Below are 26,026 nucleotides of genomic sequence, written 5' to 3'. Positions count from 1 at the left end.
GGGGTACTTAAATTTTATCAGAAGATGTCCTTTTTATTATGAAAAAAATAAAAGCATGTGAAATTTTACTGAGCGTAAAATTTCACATGCTTTTTAGGTTTTCAGACTAGGGTTTTGTCCCAGCCTCATTTTTATTTTACTACCTTGTTCATTAGTGTACAGTTGTAATAAAGTAAACAGAAATAAACGGAACTTTCTATTCATTTTCTTCTTTTACTGCTATCATTACACTACTTTATATAAGAAAAGGATGTGAACAATATGACATTAATTTTTGCGCACCGCGGCGCAAGCAGACGCTGCCCTGAAAACACAATGATTGCTTTTAAAACCGCTCATAAACTTGGTGCCCACGGAATCGAACTAGATGTACAGCTGTCAAAAGACGGTATACCTGTAGTTATTCATGACCATTATTTAAAGAGAACAACAAATGGAACTGGCTATATAAAAGATAAAACATTTTCTGAACTAAAAAAATTAGATGCAGGAAGTTGGTTTTCTAAAACATATAAAAATGAAACGATTCCTTCTTTAGAAGAGTTATGTGAGTGGAGCAATTCCACTGATTTATTATTAAACATTGAACTTAAAAATCAAGATATCACTTATGAAGGACTTGAAGAGAAGGTTATTACTTTAATTCATCGCTATCAATTAGAAAAACGCGTGATCTTGTCATCCTTTAATCATAATAGCTTGTTAACCGTTAATAATATTGATGCACATATAAAAACGGCCCCGATTTATAAAGCAAACCTTTATGAACCGTGGAATTATGCGAAAAATTTAAAAGCGAAAGGAGCTCATCCACACTATAAAACCTTAACCAAGGAAAAGATAGCCAACTTCCATAAACATCGCATCTCCGTCCGTCCATACACAGTGAATAATGAGAAAGTGATGCGCACTTTTATTCAATGGAAAGTTGACGCACTTATTACTGACTTACCCTCATTAGGATTATCTGTTTTAAAAGAAGTAAAGGATAATATCCAACCTGTCAAGAAACATCCCTTATGGAAAAAACTATTTAAACGATAATTAAGGTTGTATCGAGTAAGACCATAAATCCTTTGCAAGATATGTATTAACAAACTGTTCTTTTGCTTCATTTAGCAGCCGATCGGCATTTTCTCCATATCTTGAACTAATATGAGTTAAAATAAGCGAGGATGCTTCTGCCATCTTCGCTACTTTTGCAGCTTGCACGGAAGTAGAATGATAGTACTGATGCGCAAGTTCCTGTTCATGCGCTCCAAAGGTAGCTTCATGGACAAGTACATCTACATCTTTAGCAAGTTCAATTGCGGCTTCTGTATAGCGTGTATCTCCCAATACAGCAATTTTCCTTCCTTTTTTACAAGGACCTAAAAAGTCTTTTCCATTAATAAAACGACCATCTTCTAACTGAATCTGCTTTCCCTCTTTTAACTGACCATACAAAGGACCAGGAGGTACACCAAGCGCTTTAAGCTTGTCTACTTGAAGAGAACCCGCTTGATTTTCTTCTTCAATTCGGTAACCAAATGAAGGAATTCCATGCACTAACTTTTTTACTTTAATCACTGTATTTCGCTCTTTAAACACAGCTCCATCTTCTACTTCAACAACCTCTAAACGATATCGAAGAAATGTACCGCTAACAGAAAGAGAAGTTTGTACAAAGTCTTTTAAACCTTTAGGGCCAAATAGTGTTAAAGGTGTTTCTGTTCCTTGAAAAGAACGGCTCCCTAATACACCGGGAAGTCCATATATATGATCACCATGTAAATGTGTAATAAAAATTTTATCTATTTTACTCAACTTTAATGGGGTATATAAAATTTGGTGCTGTGTGGCTTCTCCGCAATCAAACAGCCATGTACTTCCTTGATCATTAAAAAACCTTAAAGCAGCTGCTGATACATTTCGCTGCTTAGATGGAATACCTGCGCCTGTACCTAAAAAATAAAGTTCCAAACTTTTATTCTCTCCTTTTTTACAAATTTACATATAAATCATATAATATTGCTAACTAAAGCGAAAGGTGAACAGCTATGATCATTGTTAATCTTATTGCCGCACATCTATTAATTGGTTTTAGCTTTTTTATTTCTTCCGAGTACTTTTGGATCATTTTTTCAATTTCTTTATTCCTTCTTTCAATGATTGCTTTTAGAAGTCGATTAATTTATTGGACGAAACTTAAAAAAACACACCTATGGATAAGTCTTTGTTCAGCTGTTATGCTCTATTTTATTTTCTTTACTGGAAAAGCATTAACCGCCTTGCTTTTTCCTGATTTTCTAGATACTCTCTCTTTATTATACGCAACAATTCAACCATATCAAAACTGGCATTTCTTCAGCTTATTCTTACTAATTATTCCTGGGGAGGAGTTTTTTTGGCGCGGTTATTTACAAACAAAGCTTTATGAGCGTTTTTCGCCCATAACTTCAATTATTCTTTCGACGATGTTATACGCATCGGCACATCTTTATTCAGGAAGTATTCTGCTTGTATTAGCAGCGATTACCGGAGGAATTGTATGGGGCTGGCTTTATTATTATACAAAAAATCTCACTATTAGCATTTTATCTCATTTATTTTTTGATTTTCTTTTGTTCATTGCCTTTCCTCTATTATAAAGCTTTATTCTTTTTTTTCTGAAAATTAACTGCCACCTATGTTATAATAAACTTAATCCTAGTTTGAAAGGGTGGTGATAGGAGATGCGTAACGAAAAGAATATTACTCATTACGGCACTTTATTTTATTATATTGAACAAGCTAACCGCTTATTTAAAGAGAAACATTTTCGTTCGCCTTCCATCTTTGAACTGTCACAATTGCTTCAATTACCAGAAGAAAAAATATTAGAGTCAATGGAATTCCATTTATATGACCATTACAACCTTTATCCTACTATGACTCGGGTTTTAATATAAAACCATCAGCTTTAAAAATAATAAAGACAAGGGAATATCTCCCCTTGCCATTATTGTGAAAATGTTTTCCCGCTATGTTCAATCCAGTTTACGAAATCACGCCCATGAAAATGTCGATTGCATTCTTTCAAAAGCTCCAAGGCATCATCCAACACTTTTTTATTACGTTCATCCTGTCCACGATATTCTTCAAAAAATTCATAAAACTGATAGTATCCTTCACTAGATTGCTTTTGTTTTTGTTTACCCTTCTCTGTTAAATATACATAGGAAACCCGTCGATCACTTGACTTCTTTTTTGTTTCAACAAGTTCTTTTTCTTTTAAACGTTTTAGCACCTGCATAACCGTTGAAACATCCCATAATCCAATTTCAGCTATTCTTGTTACAGTTACTTCTTTTTCTAAATAAACAATCCATAATGTATGCTGTTCTGCTTGTGTTAATCCAATTTTTTTAGCAGCTTTTTGCCAATCTTCTTCAAACACTTTATTAATGCCTCGCAAATAATTTAACAAATAATGAAGCTTTTCCTTGTCCTGTTCCATAGAAGTCCCCTCTTCCACTTTATATGTAATGATTGCTAAATAAACAAATATTTCCCTACTTATTTTAACACACTTTAATCGCGTAAAAACGACTTGCTAACTTAAGTTAGCAAGTCGTTTTTTTATATTACTTTGAACTGCCTACTTGTTGAATAATTGCTAGAACAAGTTCTGAAGTTTTAACCAATTCTTCAATCGGCATTTTTTCATTTGTTGTATGAATATCTTCATAACCAACAGCTAAATTCACTGTTGGAATGCCATGTCCTGCAATAATATTTGCATCACTTCCTCCACCGCTGTGTAAAAGTTTCGGTGAGCGTCCAATTGCTTCGGCCGCCTGTTTTGCTATTTCAACAACATAATCGCCATCCTTAAACTTAAATCCTGGATACATCACTTCTATCGTTACTTCAGCTTCCGCGTTCATCTCTTCTGCAGCAGCTTCAAATGCTTTTTTCATCTTATTAGCTTGCTCCTCCATTTTTTCAGGCACAAGAGATCGAGCTTCAGCAAGAATTTCCACATGATCACAAACAATATTTGTTTGGGTCCCACCTGCAAATCGACCAATATTTGCAGTCGTCTCACTATCAATTCTTCCAAGCGGCATTCTCGCAACCGCTTTTGCAGCAACCGTAATAGCAGAAATCCCTTTTTCAGGCGCTACTCCTGCATGTGCTGTTTTCCCTTTAATGATGGCGTTTATTTTTGCCTGAGTTGGTGCCCCAACAATAATATCGCCAACTTTTCCATCACTATCTAAAGCAAATCCGAATTTTGCTTTTATATAAGAAGGATCAAGTACTTTAGCTCCCTGCAGCCCTGACTCCTCTCCTACCGTAATAATAAATTGAATCGTTCCATGTTCAATTTCCTTCTCCTTTATTACTTTTAGTGCTTCGAGCATTGCTGCTAAACCTGCTTTATCATCTGCTCCTAAAATTGTCGTACCATCCGTAATAATATAACCATCTTTTATTGACGGCTTGACATTGTTTCCCGGCACAACAGTATCCATATGAGAGGTAAAATAAATAGGATCCACCTCTTTTTTGCCTTCCAATGTACAAATTAAATTACCTGCACCATGACCTGTTTTTTCAGCAGCATTATCTTCTACCACATCCACACCGAGCGAAGAAAATTTTTTCTTTAAAACATCGGCAATTTCCCGCTCATATTTTGTTTCAGAATCAACCTTTAAAAGTTCTAAAAATTCTTCTATTAATCGCTCTTTATTTATCACTAAAAAGCCTCCTTAGCAAACTTTTATGCACTTTCATACAAAGACTACTACTTTATTGAAGGGCTTGCAAATAATTTACTGTTTCTTCTCTTCACATAATTCATATAAAACACTGCTGCTTTCTTTAGGATGAATAAAAGCAATTTTTGAACCGTGAGCTCCCTGTTTTGGTTCGTTATGAATCATTTGTATGCCCTCCTGCTTCAGTTCATCAATTCGTTCACTAATATTCTCTATCCCTAGTGCAATATGATGAATGCCTTCACCACGCTTTTCAATAAACTTAACAATCACACTCTCCTCTGATAATCCTTCTAAAAGCTCAATACGTACTTCTCCTACTTTAAGAAATGCAACCTTTACTTTTTCTGAATTTACTTCTTCGACTGCTTCTAATTTTAAGTGAAGATAATCAACATAAAAAGGAAGTGCGTTTTGAATGGAACGAACAGCAATTCCAATATGATCAATTTTTTTGGGAGCTTGCTTTTTATTCATTTTCTCACCCCTATTCTTAAAAAATTTACCAACCTTCCCCATTTATTTCTTTTTTAATAAAGAAATCCCTTTAATAAAAGCTGACTTGTCTCATTTAAAAAATCAGAGTAAAATAATAAATAGAGATTTTTTAGGGAGGTTATATGAATGCCCCGCAAATACACAAAAATTATTGTATATGTGATGATCGCTTCAATGTTAATCTCAACATTACTAGCAGGCTTATCATTTTTTATATAATAACAACAAAGAAGCTGGAAAAATTAATTTTCCAGCTTCTTTTAAGGAATCGCTCCAGCTGATTCCGCTAATTGTTCAAAACTTTTTTGGCTGGACACAATGAAAACTTTTGTACCAAGCGGAATTCGTTCATATAAACTTTCGACTTCGTTATTTCTCATTCTCACACACCCATTTGACAGGTTGTAACCGATTAAATGAGGAGTGTTTGTCCCATGAATACCATATATTCTTCCATCTGTATTTTCAGCATCAAAGCCAAGCCAACGTGTTCCTAATGGGTTTTCCTTTACACCGCCAGGAATATTTTTTTTGCGATAATACGGGTTTTGCGCCTTTACAACTACTGTAAAAGTACCTTCCGGAGTTAATGACTGCTCTTTTCCTGTCGTTACCTCATATGTTTCTTTTATTTCACCTTCATTAATAAATGCTAATTGATTTATCTTTTTATTAACAATAATAAAAGGATCCCCAACGATCGGGTTCTCTCCTAGCGGCCAAACAGGTGAAGCAATCAGAAGTAAAAATGACATCAATATTGAAATTGAGTGAAACAACAACTGCTTCCCTCCTTGAAAGTTATCCTGCTTACATATAGGATGCCTCAATTTAAAAAGCTTACACATCGCTTCTTTTAAAATAACGTTTAATTAATAAGTATTGTTCCATTTCATTAACAAAATAAAATAGTGCCGAACGCGTTTCAAATTCTTTACGGTCTTTCGGAAGGGGCGATTGACGGAATTGTTCTTTTAATTCTTCTAATTTTTCTAAATAAATTTTTGCTGTATTTCCCGAATGAACGCCTTCGCTAAGTTCTCGTAAAAAGTGGGCGATTTCTTTACCTTGTATATACGTTTGATCAAGTGACGAGATAATTGGCATCACTCGTTCTAAAATTTCAAGCTGCTTCTCACGCATTTTAAAATAATGATAATACTCATCTTCATGCCGCAGCATGTGGTTTTCAATATTTTTTAGGGCCAGCCCTGCTGCTCTTTCAATAAGGGCAGCAACTTCTAATATTTCCTTTCCATCCCACTCACTTTCTCTCTTTTCTAAAAATCCAGCAAATTCTATAAAAATGTATTTAAAGTTTCTTTCTACATCAAGCTGCAGTTTTTTTAGCTCATTTTCCATACTTGGCATATAGAGATTAATCGTTAATGCGAGTCCAATTCCAATTGCAATAATTAAAAGTTCATTCATAATAAGCGAAAGAGATAAGTCCCCTACCGTATACAAATGAAGAATAATAACGGAGCTTGTTACAATTCCCTCAGTAATTTTCAATGCCACTGTCGTTGGAATAAATAACAATAAAAGAAGCCCTAAACTAATTGGATGATACCCAATTAGTTCAAAAAACACCCCTGCAAAAAACATACCAAGCAAACAAGCTAAAAAACGTTCCCATGCACTTTGAAACGAACGCTTTTTTGTAGGTTTCACACATAAAATAACAAGAATACCCGCGGATACGTAAAACTCTAAATTCAGAAGCTGTGCAATATAAATAGCAAGCGCTGTTCCTACAGCTGTTTTCACGGTACGATATCCAATTTTAAGCAACCTTTAAATCTCCTTTCAACAAAAACCAAGCGATCATTTTTATTACTTTAAAATATACCTATTATTAGCCATATTTTTCATAATGTCAATCTGACAAAAAAATAAGAAACAGCTTCTATAAGCTGTTTCTTATTTTTATAGCACTTTTTCCAAAAATGCTTTTGCTCGATCAGTTTTTGGATGAGAGAAAAATTCTGTTGGAGGTGTGTCCTCTACCAGCACGCCTTCATCTAAGAAAAAGACGCGATCTGCTACTTGTTTTGCAAATCCCATTTCATGAGTCACAATGGCCATTGTCATTCCAGATTCAGCCAATGATTTCATCACGTCTAACACTTCTTTTACCATTTCAGGATCTAACGCAGACGTAGGTTCATCAAACAGCATATATTCAGGTGACATCGCTAACGCACGAGCAATAGCAACTCTTTGTTTCTGTCCGCCTGACAGCCTTTTCGGATAGGCACCTTCTTTATCAGCAAGACCAACTTTTTTTAATAATTCCCGTGCCGTTTTGACAGCTTCATCTTTTGAAATTCCCTTTACTGTCATCGGTGCATAAATTAAATTTTCTAATACCGTTTTATGAGGAAATAAATGAAAATGTTGGAATACCATCCCTATCCGTTCGCGAACCTTCATTATCTCCGTTTTAGGGTTTGTAATTTCATCTTCATCAATCCAAACTTTTCCTGATGAAGGCGTTTCTAATAAATTAATACAGCGTAAAAACGTTGACTTACCTGAGCCAGAAGGACCAATAATCGCAATAACATCGCCTTTATTAATTTCTGTTGTAATACCTTTTAATACTTCTGTCTGTCCATACGATTTATGCATTCCTTCAATTTTAATCACTGCGGCTCATTCTCCTCTCAATGACTTTTCCAAGCAATGTTAATACCATGACAAGCACCCAATAAATAACACCAGCAATTAATAGCGGTTCAAAATATTTATATTTTTCGGCAGCAACAATTTGTGAACGACGCATAATATCATATACACCAATCACTGAAACAATAGCTGACTCTTTTGTTAAGGTAATAAATTCATTCATTAGTGCTGGCAGAATATTTTTCAGTGCTTGGGGCAAAATGATATCCTTCATCATTGGACGATATGGAATGCCAAGCGCTTCTGCTGCTTCTTGCTGCCCTTTATCAACTGCTCCAATACCTGCACGAATAATCTCAGAAATGTAAGCTGTTGAATTTAATCCAAACGCTAAAACCCCCGCTAAAAACGGAGTAATATCATATCCTACTAATTGTGGAGTTGCAAAATAAATAAGCGACAATTGCAAAATAAGCGGAGTGCCGCGAAAAATTGACGTATAAGCATCAGCGAGCCACACTAAAACCTTAATGCGTCCAATTTTACATAACGCAAGCAGCGTTCCGCCAAAAAAGCCGATAAGTGCTGAAACACTAACAAACTGTAACGTGACCAATATCCCACTTAAAATGTAAGGGATATTAGGCACGAATTGGTCAAAATCCAAATTCATGCCTATTCATCCTTCCTTTGCTGCTTATTCGGCTTCATCACCGAACCATTTATTAATTAGCTCGTCCATTTTTCCATTTTCTTTCATTTCTGTTACGACTTGATCAAATTGTTCTGTTAATTCGCTACCTTTAGGAAAAGCAATCGCTGAGCCTTCTTCATTCGTATCCGGCATGACAATCCCTTGAATGTCATCATTGTTTTCTAAAAATCCTTTAGCGACTGTATCCTCAATAATAACAGCATCTAAACGTCCGGCTTTTAAATCTTGAATTAGCTCCGGAATGCGATTTAGCTGTTTAATTTCAATATTTAATCCTTCATCTTTAAGCTCTTTTGCTTTTCCTTCTTGAATAGAGCCAAGCTGCACCCCAACTTTTTTACCTTTAAGTCCATCTACCGTTTCAATTTTATTATCCGTTTTAGAAACAATCATATGGTGTGCTGCATAATAAATTTGAGAAAAATCAACATTTTCTTTTCGCTCTTCTGTCGGGGTCATACCAGATAGTACAAAATCAACGCGCTCACTTGAAAGAGCTGGAATTAAGCCGCTGAAATCCATATCTTTAATTTCAATTTCATAACCAAGTTGTTCAGCAATATAATTGGCAATATCAATATCAAATCCGATGATCTCATTGCTTTTTGCAGAATCAATGTATTCAAACGGCGGGTAGTCAGCAGAAGTACCCATTACAAGTGTTTTCTTTTCTGCTCCATCCTCTGTCCCCGTATTAGCTTCTTCACCATTTTCTGCAGTACCACAAGCTGCCAACATTCCTACTAAAAGCGTAAACATTAAGACAAAACTAAACTTCTTCATCGCATTTTTCATGTTCTAACTCCTTTTTCATTAAATTTATATCATATGATGTGTTTTTTATTAGTGTTGCAAACTTGTAATATTTGATTCATATAATGAAATATGCAACAAAATGCATTTTAACACATAAAAATGTACGAGAAAAGATATTTTTATATTTTTTTATTCATTCATTTTATTTTTATAAAATATTATTAAATTGTTATTATTCTGAAAAAAAACAAAAAAAAGAGCCGATAAATCGACTCCTTAAAGATCGTTTAGCAGTATTCATTAAGTGCCTGCTGGAGCTTTTCAAAAACTTCTTGCGGCTCAAAACCTTCAATATCATGACGCTCAATCATTGTTTTGATTTCTCCATCTTTTAATAAAGCAAATGATGGTGAAGAAGGCGCATAACCAGTAAAGTATGAACGTGCTTGTTCTGTTGCTTCCTTATCTTGACCTGCAAATACTGTAACAGCAAAATCAGGCTTTTTCTCAGAATTATTTAGCGCATAAGCTGCTGCAGGACGCGCGATTCCACCAGCACAGCCGCAAACAGAATTCACAAGCACTAATGTTGTGCCTTCTTTCTTCAATGCTCCATCTACTTCTTCAGGAGTTTTTAATTCTTCAAATCCTGCTTGACGCGCTTCGTTTCTTGCTGTTTCTACTATTTCCTGCATAAATAAATTATAATTCATCATGATGCAGCTCATCCTTTCAGTATAAAAATTTCTTTATAGTTTATTTTACATGGAATAAAGTAAATTTCCAAATAAAAGCTCTTCCTTTATTAAACGTTAGCCTTCACTTATTATATGCATAAGTATTTTATGTACTGCAACTATTTTTGAAACAAAATAAAAAAATGAATATTTTAGGTTTTATCCTTATTTAATCGTGGTATATAATTTACAGCAACACCTCCATACCCCTTAACCCCCTAAAGGTGTTTTGGTGAGCAGAATTGTGCTCACCGTTTTTTTATTTTATAAATAGCTTTAAAACGATATGAACTATTTATTAACTATCAATAGATTGATGTCGTTTCCTCGGAAATATTCTCAAGCTTTTCCTTTACTTTCGCTAGAAACCTTCCACATACAAGACCATCAAGGACACGATGATCCAATGATAAACATAAGTTTACGATATCTCGAACAGCAATCATGCCATTGTTCATAACAACAGGTCGTTTTACAATGGATTCTACTTGTAAAATCGCTGCTTGCGGATAATTAATAATTCCCATTGATTGAACCGATCCGAAAGATCCTGTATTATTGACGGTAAAAGTGCCGCCTGTCATATCTTCTGTTTTCAACTTGCCCGTTCGTACTTTTACAGCAAGTTCGTTTACTTCTTTTGCAATTCCTTTAATACTTTTTTCATCAGCATTTTTGATAACCGGTACATACAGAGCATCATCCGTAGCGACAGCAATCGAAATATTGATATCTTTCTTTTGGATAATTTTATCGCCGGCCCACATTGAGTTTACTTGAGGAAATTCTTTTAACCCTTCAACAACTGCTTTAATAAAGAACGGGAAAAATGTTAAATTATAGCCTTCTTTGTTTTTAAATTCTTCCTTAATTTTATTGCGGTAGTTCACTAAGTTTGTCACATCTACTTCAAGCATTGTCCAAGCATGAGGTGCTTCATGCTTACTGCGCACCATATTTGATGCAATGGCTTTCCGCACTCCGCTAATCGGAATTTCAATATCTCCTTTGTCAACAGGTACACTTACCGTTTTTTTCGAAGCTGTCTTTATTTGTGAAACTTGCTCTGCACTTTGAAGCGGCGTCTCTTCTACTCCCTTTTCTTCCTTATCTCTATCTTTTGGAATGTCACCAGCGTCAATTAACTTCTGCAAATCTTTCCGGGTAATCCTTCCGCCTATTCCAGTCCCTTCTACTTTCTCAAGATTAATACCATGCTCTTGAGAAAGTCTTAATACAGCTGGAGAGTAACGTTTTTTATTTGTTTGTTTTTCCGTTTTATTTTCTTCTCGTTTTATTTTTACTCTTTTATTATCTGAACTATTTTTTTCGCTCTCTTTTATTGTATAACTGCTTTCCTCAACCTCGATATAACAAATTAATTCTCCAATGGCAATTGTTTCGCCTTCTTCAGCCACTAATTCTTTAATTTCGCCCGAAAATGATGAAGGCACTTCAGCGTTCACTTTATCTGTCATAACTTCTGCAATTGGATCATATTTGTTAACCGTATCTCCGACTTTAACAAGCCATGTGCTAATTGTTCCTTCCGTTACACTTTCCCCTAATTGGGGCATTACAATTTTTTCTACTGCCACAACTTCTACCTCCTACATTAATGGTTAACGGTTTTCTGATTAATACGCTGCTAATTCTCGCATGGCATTTTCTACTTTTTCAGGATTAATCATAAATTCTTTTTCCATTGTTGGAGCATATGGCATTGCTGGTACATCTGGTCCTGCTAAACGCTTGATCGGTGCATCAAGATCAAATAAACAATTCTCTGCAATAATAGCTGCTACTTCACTCATAATACTACCTTCTTTATTATCTTCTGTAATAAGAAGAACTTTACCTGTTTTAGATGCCGACTCTATAATCGCTTCTTTATCCAATGGATAAACCGTGCGGAGATCAACAAGCTGGACGCTAATTCCTTCTTTTTCCAACTTATCAATTGCTTGTAATGCAAAATGAACAGCAAGCCCATATGTGATAACCGTTATATCTTCTCCCTCATTTTTAACATCCGCTTTTCCAATTGGAAGGGTGTAATCTTCTGCTGGTACTTCCCCTTTAATTAAACGATATGCTCGTTTATGTTCAAAGAAAAGCACTGGATCGTCGTCTCGAATAGCAGCTTTTAAAAGTCCCTTTACATCATATGGAGTAGAAGGCATCACAATTTTAAGTCCCGGTACACTGGCAAACATCGCTTCAACAGATTGCGAATGATACAATGCACCATGCACCCCACCGCCATATGGTGCACGGATTGTAATTGGACAAGTCCAGTCATTATTTGAACGATAACGAATCCGTGCTGCTTCTGAAACAATTTGGTTAACTGCCGGCATAATAAAATCTGCAAATTGCATTTCAGCAACTGGACGCATGCCATACATAGCTGCTCCGATTCCTACTCCTGCAATTGCTGATTCAGCAAGCGGCGTATCTATCACTCGGTCAGCTCCAAATTTTTCATAAAGTCCATCAGTAGCACGGAACACACCACCACGTACGCCAACATCTTCTCCTAATACAAATACACGCTTGTCTCGCTCCATCTCTTCTCTTAAAGCTTCGGTTACAGCTTGAATATATGAAATAATTGGCATATGAATTTCCCCCTATTCTCCATAAACATGTGTGTACAACTCTTGAGAATCTGGATATGGTGCACTTTCTGCATATTCTGTTGCCTCATCTACAAGCTCTGCTACACGCTCTTGAATTTCTTTTTCTTTTTCTTCTGTTAATACATTCACTTCCCGTAAGTACTTAGCAAAGGTTAGAATAGAATCTTTCTTTTTTGCTTCCTCTACTTCCTCTCGTTCCCGGTAAGCACGGTCATCATCATCACTAGAATGCGGAGTTAAACGATATGAAATTGTTTCCACAAGTGTCGGCCCTTCCCCACGTCGGCCCCGGTCTGCTGCATTTTTTACCGCTTCATATACAGCGAGCGGATCATTGCCATCAACGGTCACCCCAGGAATGCCATATCCAACAGCACGATCAGATACCTTTTCACAAGCAAGCTGTTTAGAGATTGGTACAGAAATAGCATATTTATTATTTTCGCACATAAAAATAACAGGCAGTTTATGAACACTGGCAAAGTTTATTCCTTCATGAAAATCTCCTTGGTTTGAAGATCCTTCACCGAACGTTGTAAACGTTACAAGGTCTTTACCTTCCATTTTTCCCGCTAATGCAATTCCCACAGCATGAGGGACTTGAGTCGTCACAGGTGATGAACCTGTAACAATTCGGTTTTTTTTCTGCCCAAAATGGCCAGGCATTTGCCGTCCTCCTGAATTTGGATCTTCTGCTTTCGCAAAGCCTGACAGCATGAGGTCACGAGCTGTCATTCCAAAAGCAAGCACTACCCCCATATCGCGATAGTAAGGTAATACATAATCTTTCTCATGATCTAATGCCATTGAAGCACCTACTTGCGCGGCCTCCTGTCCCTGACAAGAAATAACAAAAGGAATTTTTCCCGCTCGATTTAAAAGCCACATTCGTTCATCAATTTTTCTTGCTAATAACATTGTTTCGTACATTTCTAATACATAATCATCAGACAACCCTAATGATTCATGACGATTGTTTGTCATAAAGAGATACCCCCTTCATTTTATGTATACCTTTTTACGCCCCTTATTTTTATGATATGCACACTCTCCCTCTCGCTAGAGCAGCAAGGAGATATTTTTTTGTTATGAATGAATAGCTTTTCCGTCAACCGCTAATGCCGCTTCGCCAATCGCTTCTGAAAGGGTAGGATGCGGATGAATGGTATGGGCAACTTCCCAAGGAGAAGCATCAAGTACGCGTGCTAATCCCGCTTCCGAGATCATATCAGTTACATGCGGCCCAATCATATGGACACCAAGTAAATCATCTGTCTCCTTATCAACAATAAGTTTTACAAATCCATCTGACTCTCCAAAAACGAGAGCTTTTCCAATGGCTTTAAACATAAACTTCCCAGTCTTTATATTAAAGCCTTTTTCCTTTGCTTCTCGCTCATTGAAACCTACACTCGCAATTTCTGGTTTTGAATATATACACTTAGAAACAAGTGAATAATCAATCGGTCGAGGTTTTTGATTTGCAAGATGTTCAACAGCAACAATCCCCTCATGGGAAGCAGCATGTGCAAGTTGTATTCCACCAATCACATCACCAATTGCATATATATGCGATTCAGCTGTTTGGTAATATTCGTTTGTTTGAATTACACCATTTTCAATTTTGATTGTAGTATTATTTAAACCGATATCGTGAATATTCGCTTTACGTCCAACAGATACGAGCATCTTGTCAGCTTTAAATTCTTGCTCTTCCCCTTTTTGTTCTGCTTTAACAGTAATCCCATTTGATTTTTCTAATGTTTCTGGAAGAACTTTTGCATTTGTAACAATTTTAACTCCCTTTTTCTTAAGTAAACGTTCTGCTTCTTTTGAAATCTCTTCATCTTCAGTAGCCAAAATACGGTCTGCATACTCAAGAACAGTTACTTCCAAACCAAAATCACAAAACATTGAGGCCCATTCAATCCCAATTACACCTCCACCTACTATAAGAATGGAATGAGGAAGTTCTTCAAGCTGCAGTGCTTCATCTGATGTTAAAACATACTCTCCATCAACTTCTAATCCAGAAAGAGTGCTAGGCTTTGAACCTGTTGCGATAATTAAATTTTGTGGGATAAGAATTTCATTTTCATCACCATTTTCAAACTCTACAGAAATTGCACCTGCTGTAGGAGAGAAAATGGAAGGACCTAATATACGGCCGATCCCTTTAAAAATATCAATTTTTCCTTTTTTCATTAGATGTTTAATGCCGCTATGAAGCTGGTCAATAATGTTTTGTTTTCGCTCTTGAACTTTTAAAAAATCCAATGCAATTTCTTTTGCGATTACCCCGTACTCTTCACCGCGCTTTGCAGTTGCAAACACTTCAGCACTTCTTAATAAAGCCTTGCTTGGAATGCAGCCTCGATGCAAACACGTTCCTCCTAATTTGTCTTTTTCTACAACCGCTACTTTTAATCCAAGCTGCGAGGCGCGAATAGCAGCTACATAACCACCTGTTCCCCCACCAAGGATGACAAGATCATACTCTGTTGCCATTTTTTCACCTTCTGTTCTTATTATTGGTTCATCACTGCAGCAACTGCTGCATCTGGATATTCTTTTGCTTCTTCTTCACCACGAAGCACACGAAGTCCTCCTTCAGCAAGGGCCTGCAGTTCATTTTCACCCGGCTGCACAATAACGTCTGCAATCCAGCTTATTCGATCTGAAATTTTCTTTACAAATTCTTTTCCGTAAGCTAGTCCGCCTGTAAGAATAATGGCATCTACTTGACCTGAGACAACCGCACTCGCTGCCCCAATTTCTTTTGCAATTTGATAAGCCATGGCATTATAGATAAGTTCAGCATATTTATCACCAGCTTGAACCATTTTTTCCACTTTAACGGCATCATTTGTATTTAAATAACCAACTAATCCCGCTTGTCCAACAAGTTTTTTCATCATTTCTTCTGCATAATATTGGCCCGAATAGCACAAAGAAATCAAGTCACCAACCGGAACTGTTCCCGCTCTTTCAGGAGAAAAAGGTCCTTCTCCATGAAGACCATTATTTACATCTACTACTCTACCGCGCTTGTGGACACCAACTGTAATTCCTCCCCCCATATGGGTAACAATTAAATGCAACTCTTCATATGGTTTTCCTAACTGCTTCGCAACACGACGGGCCACTGCCTTTTGATTTAATGCATGAAAAATACTTTTTCGTTCTACATTCGGCAAGCCAGAAATTCTAGCAATCGGCTCCATTTCATCCACTACAACAGGATCAACAATAAAAGCTTCGATATTTAATTGCCGAGCAATTTCGTTGGCTAAGATACCGCCTAGATTCGAAGCATGTTCCCCCGCATATCCATCTTTTAAATCAGAAAGCATTTTATCATTTACAAGGTATGTTCCACCTTTAATAGGGCGCAGTAATCCCCCTCGTCCAACAACAGCATTTAACTTAGAAATATTTATTCCTTCATTATCCAATGTTTCTAAAATCATCTGCTTTCGGAAACCATATTGTTCAAAAATCGTTTTATATTGCTTTAACTCTTCACGAGCATGACGGATTGTTTTTTCAAAAATAGCACGCTCATTATCAAATACACCAACTTTAGTTGAAGTAGAACCAGGATTAATTGTAAGCAAACGAAATTCTTTTTGCTTTGACATAGAAAACCCTCCAATTGAAAAGCTCAAGCACTTCCGGGTAAATTCCTTTCCTACAAGCGCTTGGCTTTGAAAATTCAGTTTTTACTTAGCGATTTCTTCGACTTAAAATATGGTGTTCATTGATTAAAAATTGTTTTCGTGATTGTCGTACACGTTCAATACGCTCTTCCGCAAGACGATCAGCAGCTTGATATGTTGGAATTTGATCACGCTTTGCAATTTCAAATACTTTTAAAACATTATCATAAATACCTTCCACTTTTTTTAACGCTCTCTCGCTGTTATAACCATGCAATTCATCAGCTACGTTAATGACTCCGCCAGCATTAATCACATAATCTGGTGTATAGACAATTCCTTTTTCATGAATAATATCACCATGACGTGTTTCTCTTAGTTGGTTATTAGCTGCTCCTGCAATGACTTTTGCTTTTAGTTCTGGCAATGTTTGATCATTTATAATTCCCCCAAGAGCGCAAGGGGCAAAAATGTCACAGTTCACCTCGTAAATATCATTAGGGTCGACTGCTTTAGCGTTAAATTTTTCAACGACCCGCTGAACAGCCTCCTTATTAATGTCCGTTACAACTAGAGAAGCGCCTTCTTCATGAAGGTATTCACAAAGTGTATAAGCGACATTTCCTACACCCTGAACAGCAACAGTTTTACCTGCTAATAAATCAGAACCAAACGCTTCTTTAGCCGCAGCCTTCATTCCTCGATATACTCCATAAGCGGTCACAGGTGAAGGATTACCAGAAGATCCAAAAGCTGGAGAAACTCCTGTCACAAAGCTGGTTTCTTGATGAACTAGATCCATATCAGCAACCGTTGTGCCCACATCTTCAGCTGTAATATATCGACCATTTAACCCTTGAATAAAGCGGCCAAACGCTCGAAACATTTCTTCATTTTTATCTTTCCGGGGATCTCCAATAATAACCGTTTTCCCCCCTCCAAGATTTAATCCTGCCGCCGCATTTTTATATGTCATCCCTCTTGCAAGACGGAGCGCATCTTCAAAAGCATCCGCTTCTGATGCATACGTCCACATTCTTGTTCCCCCTAATGCCGGTCCAAGGGTTGTGTCATGAATTGCAATAATTGCTTTTAGTCCTGAAGCTTTATCCTGACATACAACTACTTGTTCATAATCATATTGTTCCATATATTTAAAAAGTTCCATTCCAAACGCCTCCTGAGATGTTCTTAAATTAAGATACTGAGCATACAGCTAAAGCGATAGAATAATATTTGCTTTCTGCACTGTCTGCTCTTGATGTTAAGACGATAGGTACTTTAGAGCCTGCCAAAACCGCTCCTACCTTTGCTTTCGCAAAGTAAACAAGAGATTTGTACAAGACATTTCCAACTTCAATCGTTGGGACAATTAATAAATCCGCTTGACCTGCAACATCACTTTTAATTCCTTTATGCTGCGCTGCATCCATCGATACTGCATTATCTAAGGCGAGCGGACCATCAATGATACAATTTTTTATTTGACCGCGTTGATTCATAACCGTTAAAGCTGCCGCATCAAGAGTTGCCTGCATATTCGGATTAATGACTTCAACAGCGGCTATCGGGGCAACACGAGGCATTTCTACACCTAACGCTCTCGCAACAGCAACACCATTTCGAATAATCTCTACCTTTGTATCTAAATCAGGAGCAATATTCATCGCGGCATCTGTTACAAAAATAAACTTATTAAATCCCTCAATATCAAAAGCAGCCACGTGAGAGAGTATCTTTCCACTTCTTAGACCATATTCTTTATGTAAAACTGCTCTTAATATCATCGCTGTAGGAATTCTGCCTTTCATTAGTACATCTGCTTTATTGTTATGAACAGCTTTCACTGCAAGTTCTACTGATTCTTCAGGACTATTGGCTGCAATAATACTTATGTGATCATTACTCGAATAAGCAGAACCTTCTTTATCTAGAAGAGTTCTAATTTGCTGTTCATGACCAAATAACAAAAATGAGGCAAGCTGCTCATCCACAGCTTGTTTTACCGCTTCAATAACCGCATCATCCTCTGCTGCCGCTACAGCAATCCGCTTATTAGGAAGTTCTGCCGCTTTTTTTATGAGCATTTTAAATGACATGTCTTTCAATCCTTCCTTTTCATCCACATATTCCATTATTTAAATATGCAAGAACGATACCAAGATGTAATCACGAAAACAGCTCAATAATCCCAACTTTTTATATGCAAATTTTATCATACTATGCAAATTATTGCGTGTCATTTTTTTCAATTTCATATTTTTCAATTTTATAATATAAGTTGCGAAGCGATACACCTAACGCTTTTGCCGTAAGCGTTTTGTTATACATTTTTTCTTGAAGTACTTTTTTAATAATTTTTTTCTCATATTCTTCGATCATACTCGTTAACGTCATTTCTCCATCTACCTCTCCAGCCTGTTCTATGACCCGCTCCTTCTTCTTAGAAACAGGTGTTAGTGTTAATAAAGAAAGATGCTCTGGCTTAATATATAAATCTGAAAACTGCATATTAATGATAGCCCGCCCTAAAATATTCTCAAGTTCTCTTACATTTCCAGGCCAATCATAATTACTGAGTAATGCTAATGCATCCTCTGTCAAACCTTCTACATTACGACCATAGTCCTGATTAATCTTTATAATTAAATGATTGCATAATTCAGCAATGTCTTGTTTTCGGTTTCTTAACGGTGGAATATGAATAGGCATACGATTTAATCGATAGTATAAATCTTCCCTAAACGTCCCTTCACTTATTCTTTTTTCTAAATTCACGTTTGTTGCAGCAATAACACGAACATCAATTGGAATAGACGTGGTTCCACCGACTCTAATAATTTCTCCTTCTTGTAATACTCTTAAGAGCTTTGCCTGCGTACTGCTTGCCAACTCACCAATTTCATCTAAAAAAATGCTTCCACCATTGGCCTCTTCAAACAATCCTCTTTTTCCGCCGCGCTTTGCACCAGAGAATGCTCCTTCTTCATATCCAAACAGTTCACTTTCAAGCAAACTTTCTGTAATCGCAGCACAATTTACCCTGACAAATTTTCTGTACTTTCGCTCACTCTCATTATGAATTGCATGAGCAAAAAGCTCTTTTCCAGTACCTGACTCTCCGCGCAATAAAACGGTAGCTGGCGTTGTTGCACTTAATTTTGCTTGTTTGATTGCAAATATGATTTCCTCAGATTGGCCGATAATATCATCAAAGGTATATTTAGCTTCTAATGTACGAATAATTTGTCTTGCACGCTTTAATTCATCTGTTAATGTGCTAATCTCAGAAACATCATGAATAACGCCGACACTGCCTTTTAATTTCCCATCTACGATTACTGGAGCTACATTTACAATGACATCGCGCTTTTTAGGGCCCACCTTCATTCTTACACCTCTTACAGGTTTTCTTGTTCTTAAAACTTGTAAATGCATGCTTTCTCCTTCTGAAATATCTGTGGTTGCCGGCATTCCAATAATTTCAGCTTCTGATAGTCCAGTAATACGTGTATATGCCGGATTTATCATAAGCCCTTTTCCTTGCTCATCAACAACAGAAATCGCTTCATCAGAAGATTGAATAATAGCCTGGAGCATCGTTTGAATGCTTTTTAAATTGGTGACTTCTTTTGCCATTTCTTCAATTTCAGTAATGTCTTTAAAAACTGCAAAAGCGCCGATAATATTTCCTTCATCATCGATAATAGGTGTTCGTGTCGTAATGACTTTTAAACCGTTTTCAAATATAAGTTCCTGATTTAAATCAGTATGTCCTGTATGTAATGTAGTCGGTAATAAGCTTGCCGGGAGCACAGAGGCAATGCTTTGATTAAGTACATCCTGTCTTGTTAATCCTGTCATTCGTTCAGCACTTTTATTAAATAAAGTAACTTTTTCTTCTTTATTAATCGCAATCATTCCATCTTGAGTAGAATGCAAAATAATATTTTGCATATAGTAATTCGTTTTTAACTGATTGATTAGCTGCTCTTTATCTTGGATTAAACTAGAGATTATACTTGCCACTGAAGCTGGTATTAACACAGTATGTTGATGACGCTTATCCCGTATCTGTTCAAATACATCTTCCTCTCCAGTAGTCTCAATAATAATATCAATCGACTCATCAAGGATCTTTTTCCAATCCGATAAAGCTGTTATCCCATATTGCTTAGCAAGCTTTATTCCCACTGCCTCAATGTTTTTATCAACTACTGCTTTCACATTCATACTTTTTGTTTCCATTAATATTTTTAGGAGTGCAGAACCTCCTTTTCCAGCTCCAACAATTAAAACATTTTTCACTGTCTCCACCCCTTAATAACCATGCAATTTTTTTCATATTTCTATCATAACCGTTAAACATTAACATTGACAAATAGACACACTAACAATTTTTAGATAAAATGATAAGTAGTATTGATGAAAGGATGCATTTGTATGCAGCGTTATATTGCCTTACTAATTGTTTTACTTCCCGGTCTATTAGCCGTTTATGGAATTAAGCAAATGAGAGATATTTTTTTTAATTTATTAAATTTCCCTTATCCATATTTATGGGTTCAATTTATTGCAGGACTTCTCTCCTTTGTTTTAGGCCTCGCATTTGTTGGCGGATTTATTTTTTATAGAGACCGAAAACGAAATAAAATCCAACCGCGTTTCAACAAAAAATAAAAGCGATCTGTTTCCAAATGAACAGATCGCTTTTATTTTCCCAAAACAAAACACCTCAAATTGATTATAACTAACTTGGAGGTGTTCAGAATTTCTTTATTTAACTATTTTTACTAACGCATCCCGCTGTAAGAGGAAGACTGGTGCTCAATGCGAAGCTTATCCGCAACCATTGCGATGAATTCGGAATTTGTTGGTTTTGCTTTTGTCATGGAAACAGTATAACCAAACATTTTTGAAATTGATTCAATGTTGCCTCGACTCCATGCGACTTCAATGGCATGACGAATCGCACGTTCAACGCGGCTTGATGTTGTATTATATTTCTTAGCAATGTCTGGATATAACACTTTCGTAATAGAACCTAACAATTCAATATCGTTATAAACCATCGAAATGGCTTCTCTTAAATACATATATCCTTTAATATGGGCCGGTACGCCAATTTCATGTATGACACTTGTAATACTTGCATCTAGATTTTTAGGCTTGTCTTTTTCCATTCTTGAAGCAGCAGGCTTTTGGATAAACGCTGATTTTTTCCCGCTAACTTGTCGAATATGGTTTGTTAAATTTTCCATATCAAATGGTTTTAAAATAAAATAAGATGCTCCTAAGTCAACCGCTTTCTTTGTAACATCTTCTTGTCCAAATGCTGTTAACATAATAACACTTGGAGAAGAATTTCGTTCGCGAATTTTTTCTAAAACAGCTAAACCGTCAAGGTGCGGCATAATAATATCAAGGACAAGCACATCCGGATCTTTTTCTTCAATGATTTCAAGGCACTCATGGCCATTATACGCGACGCCGATAACTTCTATATCGCTTTGATCGGAAAGGTACTCTTCGATCAGATGAATTAATTCCCTATTATCATCTGCTAAACACACTTTAATTTTTTGCACCTTTTTTTCCCCCTTAGCACAATTGTTTATTAAGTTTAATTCAACAGGAACATCCAAAATCCTTTTATTTTTTTAAAAAAATGTTAAAAAACCACATTTTCTTGTATTTGCTCATGGATGCTTGACTTTTCGACGTTAATTGCTATTTGACAGTAGAAATCTCACGCCTTTGTCGAATTTTCTTTATTACTATCTATTTTAACAAATTTTTAATAAAAAGAAAGCAAGCAGCAAGCATTTTAGCTCGCCACCCGCTTTCCACTGCGATCTTCTTCATAAATATTTATTCCTGCTTCATTAAGCATCCATTCAATATGAACACCATATCCACTCGTAGGATCATTAACAAAGACGTGTGTTACAGCTCCAATCACTTTTTCATCTTGAATAATGGGGCTGCCGCTCATCCCTTGAACAATTCCGCCTGTTTTTTCTAAAAGTTTAGGATCAGTAACTTTAATAACTAATCCTTTTGTAGCTGGAAACTTTTGCGGAACTGAACTTACTACTTCCACATCAAATGTTTCGACTTTGTTTCCTTCTACCACTGTTAGTATTTTCGCTGGCCCTTCTTTTACTTCATGGGAAAGTGCAATTGGCAAATCTTTATCTAAAATATTATTCTCGACTGGTGTTGTTAACTTGCCAAAAATTCCAAATGGACTGTTTCTTGTAATATTTCCGATTGCTTTATTATTGTTAGAAAACCGTGCTAACTTTTCACCCGGATTTCCATTGCTGCCTTTTTCAATCGATGTGACAGATGATTCAAGAATCTCACCATGATTTACAACAATCGGCTTTTTTGTATCCATATCTGAAATAACATGTCCTAACGCTCCATATTTTTTTGATTCTGGATGGTAAAATGTAAGTGTGCCAATTCCTGCAGCTGAATCACGTATATATAAGCCAATCCGATAAGATTCATCCCCTTTATCTTGGAGCGGCTTTATTTTCTTTTCAAGCATTTCATTTTCGCGCAGTACAGTTAAATGAAGTTCTGTATTTTGTTTACCTGCTTTTTCAATAAATGAAGCAACATCACTTAGTTTTTTAATTGTTTGACCATTAATTTTTGTAATAATATCGCCAACCTGAATATCCGCCTTTTCAGCAGGAGATTCATCACCATTTTTCGTATTAACAAGATGGTGACCAACAACCAGTACTCCTAACGTATTTAATTTTACTCCAATCGATTGCCCACCAGGACGAACTCTAAATTCAGATAACACTTTTACATCTACTTTCTTGACAGGAAAATTCCCAACTTGCAGTGTTAGCTCTTCTTCTCCTTCTTGTTGACTGGTTAATAGCAATGTTTTTTCTTCCTCACCTTGTTCTTCTGCAATGGAAAGAATGGAATCTTCCACTTTTTTAAATGTTGTATTTGCAGGCAATACATCAATAAACGCGTGTCTGTCTTCAAAAAATGTCATCGTTTGAGGAATATTAATATATTGTTGAACAGGCTTATAAAAACCTATACCTACTAAAAATGCAAGGAGAACTATACCAATTACCTTAGTTAACAGTATTCTTTTCAATTATTTCACTCTCCCCGTCTCTAATCCACACCTCCATCATGGCTGTATCATTATTTTTGTCTTTGTGAGGTTTTATTATAACTGACAAAAAACAAAAAGCTATCCCTTATTTGGATAGCTTTTCAAGAAGTGGATTTTATATCGGCAGCAAGGTTCAATAATTCATTTGCATGCTGTTTTGTTAATTCCGTTATTTCTACACCTGAAATCATTCGGCCAATTTCTTTTATTTTTTCATTTTTTTCAAGTGCAGTCACTTTTGTTGAGGTACGCCCATCTTCCGTATGCTGTTTCGCAATATAAAGATGCGTATCTGCCATTGCAGCGACTTGAGGTAAATGAGTAATACAAAACACTTGGGAATCATTGGATAAGCGATAAATCTTTTCCGCCATTGCTTGTGCCACTCTTCCGCTCACACCTGTGTCCACTTCATCGAATATAATAGATGTAATTTTTTGATGAACTGAAAAAATTGATTTTAATGCAAGCATTATTCTTGAAAGCTCTCCTCCAGAAGCCACTTTAGATAAAGACTTTAAAGGCTCTCCAGGATTTGTAGAAATTAAAAATTCAACTTGATCGATACCATCTTTTTTAAAATGAACTGCTGTGCCATCTATTACTGGATCACGGTTTATTTTACCTTCTTCTAACTCAATGGAAATATTAAATGTTGTTTTTTCCATATATAGCTGTTTTAATTCTTCAAGAATGGAAGCTGTTAATTGCTGTGCAACCTTTTTACGAAGCGTCGTTAAATTTTTAGCTTCTACTGTTAAATCCAATGTTATACTTTTTAATTCCGCCTGCATTTTCTCCACATGGTGATCACGATTTTGAAGTTGATCAATTTCATCTTCAATCGCTGCTGCATACTCAAGAATTTGTTCAACCGATTCTCCATATTTTCGTTTTAACATATTAATTTCATTTAACCTTGCTTCAATAAAATCAAGGCGATTTGGATCAAATTCTAATTGATCATAATAATCTCTAAGTGCAAACATTGCTTCTTCTAAAACGTAAAAACTGTTTGATACCCCATCATATGCTTTCTTTAATGAGGAATCCATTTCTGACACTTCTTCAAGATGTCCCATTGCATGTCCAATCCAGTCAAGCCCTTTGTTATCACCATATAAAGCATGATAACTATCGCGAATGGCTGCAAATAATTTTTCATAATTGGCCAGTTTTGTTTTTTCATCAAGCAGCACTTCATCTTCATTTGGCTCTAAATTTGCCTTTTGAATTTCATCGAGCTGATATTGAATTAAATCAAGACGATGAGCCATTTGTTGATCATCTTCTGTTAATTTATTTACTTGTCCCATAAGTTTTTGAAACTGGACATAAACTTTTTGATATTCTTGAAAAGCTGGTTGGATTTCCTTTTCACCAAACCGATCCAAAAGTGATAAATGCTGTTCTGCCTGCATTAATTCTTGGTGTTCATGCTGCCCATGAATGTCAATGAGTGATCTGCCTACCTCTCTTAAAATACCTAATGTAACAAGCTTGCCGTTAATACGACAGACACTTTTTCCATTGCTTGAGATATCTCTTCGCAAAACGATCATTTCTTCGTCAGATTCAATGCCTAATGTACGTAGTTTATCATGACATGGGTGAGCCTCATCAATCAAAAAAAGTCCTTCTATTTCAGCCTTTTTTTCCCCATAGCGAACAAATTCAGAAGAACCTCTGCCTCCAACTAATAAACCAATCGCATCAATAATAATTGACTTACCAGCGCCTGTTTCTCCAGTAATGACCGTTAATCCTTTTTCAAACGATAACGAAATTGCTTCAATGATTGCAAAGTTTTTTATTGATATTTCTGCTAACATAAACAATCACACCTTATTTCAATAAAATCAACGTTTCTTCCTAATGAGGATTGAGATTTCTATCTTTTTTACAACATTTCTAAAAATCGTTGTGAGATATCCGGACTAACCTCTTTACTTCGGCAAATAATTAAAATCGTATCATCACCGCATATTGTTCCTAAAACTTCATTCCAATCAAGGTTATCAATTAGCGCTCCAATGGCATTTGCATTTCCCGGCATTGTCTTCATGACGATTAAATGATCGGCACTATCAATACTAATAAAGCTATCCGTTAACGCACGTTTTAATTTTTGCAGCGGATTAAAGCGTTGATCAGCCGGTAAACTGTATTTATATCGTCCATCAAGCATTGGAACTTTTACAAGATGAAGTTCTTTAATATCTCTTGAAACAGTTGCTTGTGTGACGTTATATCCTGCTTCTTTTAAAGAATCGACAAGCTCATCTTGCGTTTCAATTTCATTATTTGCAATAATTTCCCGAATTTTAATATGTCGCTGTCCTTTATTCATACTACACCTCAATTCATTACGATGTCGTTAATAATTCCTTTTCTTTATCGTAACGAATATTATTATGTAATTACAACTTTTTTATAAATTTTTTTGAATATTTTTTCAAAAAAATGCATATCCAAGAGACG

At 36.1% G+C, this 26,026-nt stretch carries 27 protein-coding genes; 5 read left to right on the top strand and 22 right to left on the bottom strand.

Annotation, left to right across the window (positions count from 1 at the left end; all coding sequences use genetic code 11):
- Nucleotides 1-261: 261 nt before the first annotated feature.
- Nucleotides 262-1,044: a glycerophosphodiester phosphodiesterase gene (locus DS031_RS06420; protein WP_113805091.1), complete on the top strand. Its 783-nt coding sequence runs from the start codon at nucleotides 262-264 to the stop codon at nucleotides 1,042-1,044.
- Here DS031_RS06420 and rnz read toward each other — a convergent pair whose 3' ends face one another.
- Nucleotides 1,045-1,962, bottom strand: coding sequence for a ribonuclease Z (gene rnz, locus DS031_RS06415; protein ID WP_113805090.1), 918 nt, complete (start codon nucleotides 1,960-1,962; stop codon nucleotides 1,045-1,047).
- Between the two features lie 77 nt (nucleotides 1,963-2,039).
- Between rnz and DS031_RS06410 the strand changes: the two genes are divergently transcribed.
- Both DS031_RS06410 and DS031_RS06405 read left to right on the top strand, forming a co-directional pair.
- Nucleotides 2,040-2,630, top strand: a complete 591-nt coding sequence (locus tag DS031_RS06410; protein ID WP_113805089.1) for a CPBP family intramembrane glutamic endopeptidase — start codon at nucleotides 2,040-2,042, stop codon at nucleotides 2,628-2,630.
- Between the two features lie 84 nt (nucleotides 2,631-2,714).
- The gene (locus DS031_RS06405) at nucleotides 2,715-2,930 is read left to right on the top strand and encodes a hypothetical protein (protein ID WP_113805088.1); all 216 of its coding nucleotides are present in this window, start codon (nucleotides 2,715-2,717) and stop codon (nucleotides 2,928-2,930) included.
- A 50-nt stretch (nucleotides 2,931-2,980) separates the two neighbouring features.
- Here the strand turns inward: DS031_RS06405 and DS031_RS06400 are convergent, their stop codons facing one another.
- The 3 genes from DS031_RS06400 to mce all read right to left on the bottom strand — a co-directional run bounded on the left by DS031_RS06400 (nucleotide 2,981) and on the right by mce (nucleotide 5,225).
- Nucleotides 2,981-3,478: a MarR family winged helix-turn-helix transcriptional regulator gene (locus DS031_RS06400; protein ID WP_113805087.1), complete on the bottom strand. Its 498-nt coding sequence runs from the start codon at nucleotides 3,476-3,478 to the stop codon at nucleotides 2,981-2,983.
- A 127-nt stretch (nucleotides 3,479-3,605) separates the two neighbouring features.
- The gene (locus DS031_RS06395; protein ID WP_113805086.1) at nucleotides 3,606-4,727 is read right to left on the bottom strand and encodes a M20/M25/M40 family metallo-hydrolase; all 1,122 of its coding nucleotides are present in this window, start codon (nucleotides 4,725-4,727) and stop codon (nucleotides 3,606-3,608) included.
- A gap of 75 nt (nucleotides 4,728-4,802) precedes the next feature.
- Nucleotides 4,803-5,225, bottom strand: a complete 423-nt coding sequence (mce, locus tag DS031_RS06390; protein WP_113805085.1) for a methylmalonyl-CoA epimerase — start codon at nucleotides 5,223-5,225, stop codon at nucleotides 4,803-4,805.
- Nucleotides 5,226-5,372: 147 nt separating this feature from the next.
- Here mce and prli42 point away from each other — a divergent pair, with 147 nt between their 5' ends.
- Complete coding sequence (gene prli42, locus DS031_RS23550) at nucleotides 5,373-5,465, top strand: stressosome-associated protein Prli42 (protein WP_181833042.1); 93 nt, start codon at nucleotides 5,373-5,375, stop codon at nucleotides 5,463-5,465.
- A gap of 41 nt (nucleotides 5,466-5,506) precedes the next feature.
- Here prli42 and DS031_RS06385 read toward each other — a convergent pair whose 3' ends face one another.
- The 14 genes from DS031_RS06385 to DS031_RS06320 form a co-directional block, all read right to left on the bottom strand.
- Nucleotides 5,507-6,013: a L,D-transpeptidase gene (locus tag DS031_RS06385; RefSeq protein WP_113805110.1), complete on the bottom strand. Its 507-nt coding sequence runs from the start codon at nucleotides 6,011-6,013 to the stop codon at nucleotides 5,507-5,509.
- Between the two features lie 73 nt (nucleotides 6,014-6,086).
- Entirely contained in the window at nucleotides 6,087-7,040 is a 954-nt protein-coding gene (locus DS031_RS06380; protein ID WP_113805084.1) for an aromatic acid exporter family protein, read from the bottom strand.
- Between the two features lie 135 nt (nucleotides 7,041-7,175).
- Nucleotides 7,176-7,898, bottom strand: a complete 723-nt coding sequence (locus tag DS031_RS06375; RefSeq protein ID WP_113805083.1) for an amino acid ABC transporter ATP-binding protein — start codon at nucleotides 7,896-7,898, stop codon at nucleotides 7,176-7,178.
- Nucleotides 7,891-8,550, bottom strand: coding sequence for an amino acid ABC transporter permease (locus DS031_RS06370; RefSeq protein WP_113805082.1), 660 nt, complete (start codon nucleotides 8,548-8,550; stop codon nucleotides 7,891-7,893). Before DS031_RS06370 ends, DS031_RS06375 begins: the two co-directional genes overlap by 8 nt.
- Before the next feature lie 24 nt (nucleotides 8,551-8,574).
- Nucleotides 8,575-9,375, bottom strand: coding sequence for a transporter substrate-binding domain-containing protein (locus DS031_RS06365; RefSeq protein ID WP_113805109.1), 801 nt, complete (start codon nucleotides 9,373-9,375; stop codon nucleotides 8,575-8,577).
- 260 nt (nucleotides 9,376-9,635) lie between these two features.
- Nucleotides 9,636-10,061: a BrxA/BrxB family bacilliredoxin gene (locus DS031_RS06360; protein WP_113805108.1), complete on the bottom strand. Its 426-nt coding sequence runs from the start codon at nucleotides 10,059-10,061 to the stop codon at nucleotides 9,636-9,638.
- Between the two features lie 329 nt (nucleotides 10,062-10,390).
- Nucleotides 10,391-11,662, bottom strand: a complete 1,272-nt coding sequence (locus DS031_RS06355; RefSeq protein ID WP_425451933.1) for a dihydrolipoamide acetyltransferase family protein — start codon at nucleotides 11,660-11,662, stop codon at nucleotides 10,391-10,393.
- A 60-nt stretch (nucleotides 11,663-11,722) separates the two neighbouring features.
- Nucleotides 11,723-12,706, bottom strand: a complete 984-nt coding sequence (locus DS031_RS06350; protein ID WP_113805080.1) for an alpha-ketoacid dehydrogenase subunit beta — start codon at nucleotides 12,704-12,706, stop codon at nucleotides 11,723-11,725.
- Between the two features lie 12 nt (nucleotides 12,707-12,718).
- Nucleotides 12,719-13,711 carry a thiamine pyrophosphate-dependent dehydrogenase E1 component subunit alpha gene (locus tag DS031_RS06345; protein ID WP_113805079.1) on the bottom strand — a complete coding sequence of 331 codons (993 nt, stop codon included), beginning with the start codon at nucleotides 13,709-13,711 and terminating at the stop codon, nucleotides 12,719-12,721.
- A gap of 102 nt (nucleotides 13,712-13,813) precedes the next feature.
- The gene (lpdA, locus tag DS031_RS06340; RefSeq protein WP_113805078.1) at nucleotides 13,814-15,235 is read right to left on the bottom strand and encodes a dihydrolipoyl dehydrogenase; all 1,422 of its coding nucleotides are present in this window, start codon (nucleotides 15,233-15,235) and stop codon (nucleotides 13,814-13,816) included.
- A gap of 20 nt (nucleotides 15,236-15,255) precedes the next feature.
- Entirely contained in the window at nucleotides 15,256-16,368 is a 1,113-nt protein-coding gene (gene buk / locus DS031_RS06335; protein ID WP_113805077.1) for a butyrate kinase, read from the bottom strand.
- Between the two features lie 85 nt (nucleotides 16,369-16,453).
- Entirely contained in the window at nucleotides 16,454-17,554 is a 1,101-nt protein-coding gene (gene bcd / locus DS031_RS06330) for a branched-chain amino acid dehydrogenase (RefSeq protein ID WP_113805076.1), read from the bottom strand.
- Between the two features lie 28 nt (nucleotides 17,555-17,582).
- Complete coding sequence (gene yqiS, locus DS031_RS06325) at nucleotides 17,583-18,485, bottom strand: phosphate butyryltransferase (protein ID WP_113805075.1); 903 nt, start codon at nucleotides 18,483-18,485, stop codon at nucleotides 17,583-17,585.
- Nucleotides 18,486-18,615: 130 nt separating this feature from the next.
- Nucleotides 18,616-20,694 carry a sigma 54-interacting transcriptional regulator gene (locus DS031_RS06320; protein WP_113805074.1) on the bottom strand — a complete coding sequence of 693 codons (2,079 nt, stop codon included), beginning with the start codon at nucleotides 20,692-20,694 and terminating at the stop codon, nucleotides 18,616-18,618.
- A gap of 135 nt (nucleotides 20,695-20,829) precedes the next feature.
- Between DS031_RS06320 and DS031_RS06315 the strand changes: the two genes are divergently transcribed.
- Nucleotides 20,830-21,066 carry a DUF2627 domain-containing protein gene (locus tag DS031_RS06315; RefSeq protein WP_113805073.1) on the top strand — a complete coding sequence of 79 codons (237 nt, stop codon included), beginning with the start codon at nucleotides 20,830-20,832 and terminating at the stop codon, nucleotides 21,064-21,066.
- A gap of 113 nt (nucleotides 21,067-21,179) precedes the next feature.
- Here DS031_RS06315 and spo0A read toward each other — a convergent pair whose 3' ends face one another.
- The 4 genes from spo0A to ahrC all read right to left on the bottom strand — a co-directional run bounded on the left by spo0A (nucleotide 21,180) and on the right by ahrC (nucleotide 25,895).
- On the bottom strand, nucleotides 21,180-21,974 hold the full coding sequence (gene spo0A / locus DS031_RS06310) for a sporulation transcription factor Spo0A (RefSeq protein WP_113805072.1): 795 nt from the start codon (nucleotides 21,972-21,974) through the stop codon (nucleotides 21,180-21,182).
- Between the two features lie 239 nt (nucleotides 21,975-22,213).
- On the bottom strand, nucleotides 22,214-23,524 hold the full coding sequence (spoIVB, locus tag DS031_RS06305; protein ID WP_113805071.1) for a SpoIVB peptidase: 1,311 nt from the start codon (nucleotides 23,522-23,524) through the stop codon (nucleotides 22,214-22,216).
- Between the two features lie 122 nt (nucleotides 23,525-23,646).
- Nucleotides 23,647-25,377, bottom strand: a complete 1,731-nt coding sequence (recN, locus tag DS031_RS06300; RefSeq protein WP_113805070.1) for a DNA repair protein RecN — start codon at nucleotides 25,375-25,377, stop codon at nucleotides 23,647-23,649.
- 68 nt (nucleotides 25,378-25,445) lie between these two features.
- A complete protein-coding gene (gene ahrC, locus DS031_RS06295) occupies nucleotides 25,446-25,895 on the bottom strand; it encodes a transcriptional regulator AhrC/ArgR (RefSeq protein WP_113805069.1) in 450 nt (149 codons plus the stop codon).
- Between the last annotated feature and the right edge of the window lie 131 nt (nucleotides 25,896-26,026).

The organism is Bacillus taeanensis (genome assembly GCF_003318295.1).
GTDB classification, from domain to species: Bacteria; Bacillota; Bacilli; order Bacillales; family UBA6769; genus Maribacillus; species Maribacillus taeanensis.
The sequence above is the reverse complement of the archived record's forward strand: the minus strand, read 5'-3'. Positions and strand labels throughout refer to the sequence as shown.